The 4388-nt window shown below is 45.0% G+C and carries 4 protein-coding genes; 1 reads left to right on the plus strand and 3 read right to left on the minus strand.

Annotated features, from left to right (window positions below; genetic code table 11):
* The 3 genes from B4K20_RS04110 to B4K20_RS04120 all read right to left on the minus strand — a co-directional run.
* The coding region (locus B4K20_RS04110; RefSeq protein ID WP_289281995.1) for a DUF3450 domain-containing protein at nt 1–569 on the minus strand (569 nt) is incomplete at its 3' end.
* Nucleotides 570–987: 418 nt separating this feature from the next.
* On the minus strand, nt 988–1623 hold the full coding sequence (locus B4K20_RS04115; protein ID WP_286303816.1) for a response regulator: 636 nt from the start codon (nt 1621–1623) through the stop codon (nt 988–990).
* Nucleotides 1517–2956 carry a LapD/MoxY N-terminal periplasmic domain-containing protein gene (locus tag B4K20_RS04120; RefSeq protein WP_289243100.1) on the minus strand — a complete coding sequence of 480 codons (1440 nt, stop codon included), beginning with the start codon at nt 2954–2956 and terminating at the stop codon, nt 1517–1519. Before B4K20_RS04120 ends, B4K20_RS04115 begins: the two co-directional genes overlap by 107 nt.
* A 72-nt stretch (nt 2957–3028) precedes the next feature.
* Here B4K20_RS04120 and hemL point away from each other — a divergent pair, with 72 nt between their 5' ends.
* Nucleotides 3029–4309, plus strand: a complete 1281-nt coding sequence (gene hemL / locus B4K20_RS04125) for a glutamate-1-semialdehyde 2,1-aminomutase (protein ID WP_289243099.1) — start codon at nt 3029–3031, stop codon at nt 4307–4309.
* Nucleotides 4310–4388: the final 79 nt, after the last annotated feature.

Consider the following 4388-nt stretch of genomic DNA (forward strand, 5'->3'; position numbering starts at 1 on the left):
TCGACTGTCTTTTTCGTTTCACCTTCAAGCAGATCGGCTTGGTAGGCTTCAATAGTGCGGCCATATTCCGTTTCAACCTGGTAGGCTTCCATGATGCGGCGATATTTTTCTGCCAAGGATACATCTGCGCGTCCCATCATGGCATTAAGAGCCGCTAAACGTGTTTGCCGTTCCTGCTGTAGAAAAGGGATATCAAGCTCGACGAATTGAGTCAGCACATCTACCATTTTCAGCATTAGCGGGACAATATCATGCTGAGTTGTTTCAATATTATCGAGCTGCTCAGAAATTGAAGCCATTTCTTGTTGTTGAGAGTCAACGAGGGCCTCGAGCTGATCATTGTAGGATTTGAGGCTTTGAGTTTGTCGTAATACATCACGATACTCTGCCAACATATCCGTGGTTTCATCAGACAAATTATCAATCTTTTCTTGAGACTTTTGTGCCGCGATATCGGTATTGACCTGAGTATCAATCGCCTCATCTAAGGCGCCAGCATTGGCCAGAAAAGGCAATGCTATAAGAATACTCAACTGCCAACCACATTTGATGGTTTGCTTGAGGTGCATAAATTCCAAATCCCTTATTTGCCGCTTAACGGCAGTAAACGAAAGAGGAATATTAACAAGAGAATGGAAAGTGGGGAAAGCTCTCTGTAAAATTACAGGCAAAAAAAAGCCAGATACAAATTGTATCTGGCGAAACCTTCATAGAAGGAGAGAGAAATATAAGACAATAGAAGCTGAACATTCCTATGGACTTGTGATACAGCTTACTGAATGCAAGCCCATTCGCCATGAGCGACTTCTCCTTTTAAAACGGGAATATGTTCCTTTTCAAAAACATACAAGNNCATAAGACTATAGAAGCTGAAATTTCTATAAACTTGAGATACATAATACAAATCGCCCGACGTTTGCAAATGAGCGACTTATCCTAATAACTCGGGAAATTATTCCTATTCCTCTTTCCTTCAATATCAATTATTTACGATGCAATGCCATGACTTATCGCAAAGCGCATCAGCTCTGCGGTTTTACTGATATCTAGCTTACTTTTAATTTGCGTCAGGTTATTGGCAACCGTTTTATAACTAATTCCTAACACTTCAGAAATCTCAGTCATACTCTTGCCCTCACCTAACAATCGTAATATTTCCAACTCACGACGCGACAAATCACTTAGAGCACTCGTACCAGCATCTATATTCAACATGGCTAACTGTTGAGCCATATCCGGACTTAAATAAATTTTACCATCAAGTACTTTACTCACCGCTTCCACTAAGTGATCCGCGGCATTATTCTTGGTGATATATCCTCTGGCACCAGACTGCATCGCACGCGAGGCAAAGACGGGGTCTTCGTGCATACTGAACATCAACACTTTCGCATCTTCACGGTTAGCCCTGATACGTCTTAATACTTCCAGACCACCGACACCTGGTAGTGTAATATCCAGCAACACCATATCAGGCTGAGACTCCTGAAAAAGGCGGTACCCTTCTTCGCCTGTTTCAGCTTCGAGAACTGTAGCCGAGGGAATTTGTTGAATCAGTTGACGACAACCTGCTCTGACTATCGGATGATCGTCCACCACCAAAATTGTTAATGCCTGTTTCATTTTTTGTTTCACCCTTTAATGGAATCAACACTCGGACCTGTAAACCACGTCCTTCTTCCGTATCAAACGCTATACGACCACCGAGTGCTGACACCCTTTCTCGCATACCAATTAAACCAAACCCTTTCACCAAGTTAGCATCCAGACCTTTTCCGTCATCCGTCACAGCGACTTTAATTGTCTCAGCTTCCCGGCGTACTTCAACTTTTACATGACTGGCATGGGCATGACGTACGCAGTTGGTCGTACATTCCTGCACCAGACGGTAAATCGTGACCTGTAAGGTATCAGGTAAGGATTCAAATTCACCGACAAAATCCCATTCCCAGTCAATCTCTGGCTGGCGCTCACGCCAGTTATGCAACATATCTCTTAATGCTTCGGTTAGCCCTAAATCATCCAATGTCATAGGACGCAATCGACTTAGCATTTTTCTCACAAGAGATTGAATATGATTAGTGATGGTCTTGACTGACCCCACTTTCTCTTCAATCTCGATCAAATGATTTTCGCCAGCAATTCGTTCAATTTCACCTAAATCAACGCGAATCCCGAATAAACATGGCGCTAACTCATCATGTAGTTCTCTTGCCAGATCGCGCTGCTGGGATTCCTGCAAGCTGAGCATATTACCCGCAAGCGCATGGTTTTCGACCATCGTCTTTTCTAGCACGCTGGCCATATGGTTAAAACGAATCTGGATAGGATTAAGCTCTTTTACGGCAGAAGTATCAACACGAGCTGTAAAGTCACCCTGTTCAAGATGGCCTAAGGCATCAGACAATTGCGACAATGGCCGTAAGCCTTGACGCAGAGCGAGATAAATCAGACTCAAGATCAGTAATAAGAAGAATACACCCAGCCAGAATAACGTTTGAATATCCTGCCAGACCTCCGTGACTTCATCGCTGGGATCGGCTTCAACCACCAAATAACCATAGGATTTACTGCCTTTGGTAATAAGGCGTCTAAAGGCCACGGCCTCAGGCTCCATCATACGAATGAACCAGTCCGGTGCATCAGGTTTATTAAAAAAGCCGGTTTGATCTTCCTGACCAATTAGCGGTTGGCCATGCATATCTTCAAACCAGGCTCGTATATGGCGGGTATGTCTGACACTATCGACAATCAATGTCAGTCGTTCACTCAGATCATTAGAAAAACGTAATGTCGGAAGCGCATTTACCAGCAAACCTTTCGCTAATTGCGTACTGGAGGCCATTTCTTGAGCAAGCGCTAATCTGGCGTTTTGCACCATGAAATAGCCGGCGGCAGCAAAGTTAATCAGCAAAATGATGCTGACTATAATCAGTAATCGTAGTTTTAAACTCATGATCATCAGTACAATAGATGAGATAAGTTTAGAATTATCGCACAGTTACAACGGAGACGATTAGGAAACAGCATGCAAAATAACCACGATTTGTTCCAAAAAGCCCAAAAACATATCCCAGGTGGCGTCAACTCGCCGGTTCGCGCATTTAAAGGTGTAGGCGGTGATCCCGTGTTTTTCCGCGAGGGAAAAGGCGCATGGCTAACAGATGCGACAGGCAAAAAGTATGTTGACTACATTGGTTCTTGGGGACCTATGATTGTCGGTCATGCACATCAGGAAGTACTTGATGCTGTCAAAGAGGCGGTAAATCATGGTTTAGGTTTCGGTGCCCCAACAGAAATCGAAACAACGATGGCTGACTTGGTATGTGAGATAGTACCTTCAATGGAATTAGTCCGTATGGTCAGCTCTGGTACTGAAGCGACAATGAGTGCTATTCGCTTAGCTCGTGGCTATACCGGCCGTGACAAAATCGTCAAGTTTGAAGGCTGTTATCACGGTCATGCTGACTCCCTACTAGTGAAAGCCGGTTCTGGTGCGTTAACTTTAGGTGTTCCTTCTTCTGCCGGCGTCCCTGCGTCATTGGCAGAACATACCCTGACTTTGCGTTATAACGATCTGGAGTCTGTCAAAGCCTGCTTTGAAGAGGCCGGTGATCAGATTGCCTGTATTATCATCGAGCCTGTTGCCGGTAATATGAATTGTATTCCACCCGTGCCTGGATTCCTTGAAGGGCTGCGCGCCATTTGCGATGAGTACGGTACTGTATTGATTTTTGACGAAGTGATGACTGGATTCCGTGTTGCCTTGGGTGGCGCGCAAGCCCATTACAATGTCACTCCAGATTTAACGACATTTGGCAAAATTATCGGTGGTGGTTTACCCGTTGGCGCCTTTGGTGGCAAACGAGAAGTCATGGAGCACATAGCTCCATTGGGACCTGTTTACCAGGCAGGAACCTTATCCGGTAATCCCATCGCCATGGCAGCGGGCCTGACCACATTAAAACTCATTCAGCAATCAGGCTTTCATGCCGCGTTAACCAGCACCACTGAAACGCTAGTCTCAGGTTTGCAGGAACTGGCTGATAAAGCCGGCATTCCAATGACAACGAATCAGGTCGGCGGTATGTTTGGCCTGTTCTTTACCGAAGATAGTGAGGTGAATTTTTACGAACAGGTCGTGGCCTGTGATCAAGAGCGTTTCAAACACTTCTTCCATTTGATGCTTGATAACGGCGTGTATCTGGCACCATCAGCATTTGAAGCAGGTTTTGTCTCTGCGGCCCATGGTCAGCAAGAAATTGAACATACCTTATCTGCAGCAAAAACCGCATTCGCCGCTTTGTAATCGGCAATCAGTGATAAAGCCATACATCGCTCACTGGTGTATGGCTTTTTACGTTAAGATGGCTTCACATCACCGGAAT

This window comes from Methylophaga sp. UBA5088 (genome assembly GCF_002414625.1).
Classification (GTDB): Bacteria; Pseudomonadota; Gammaproteobacteria; order Nitrosococcales; family Methylophagaceae; genus Methylophaga; species Methylophaga marina.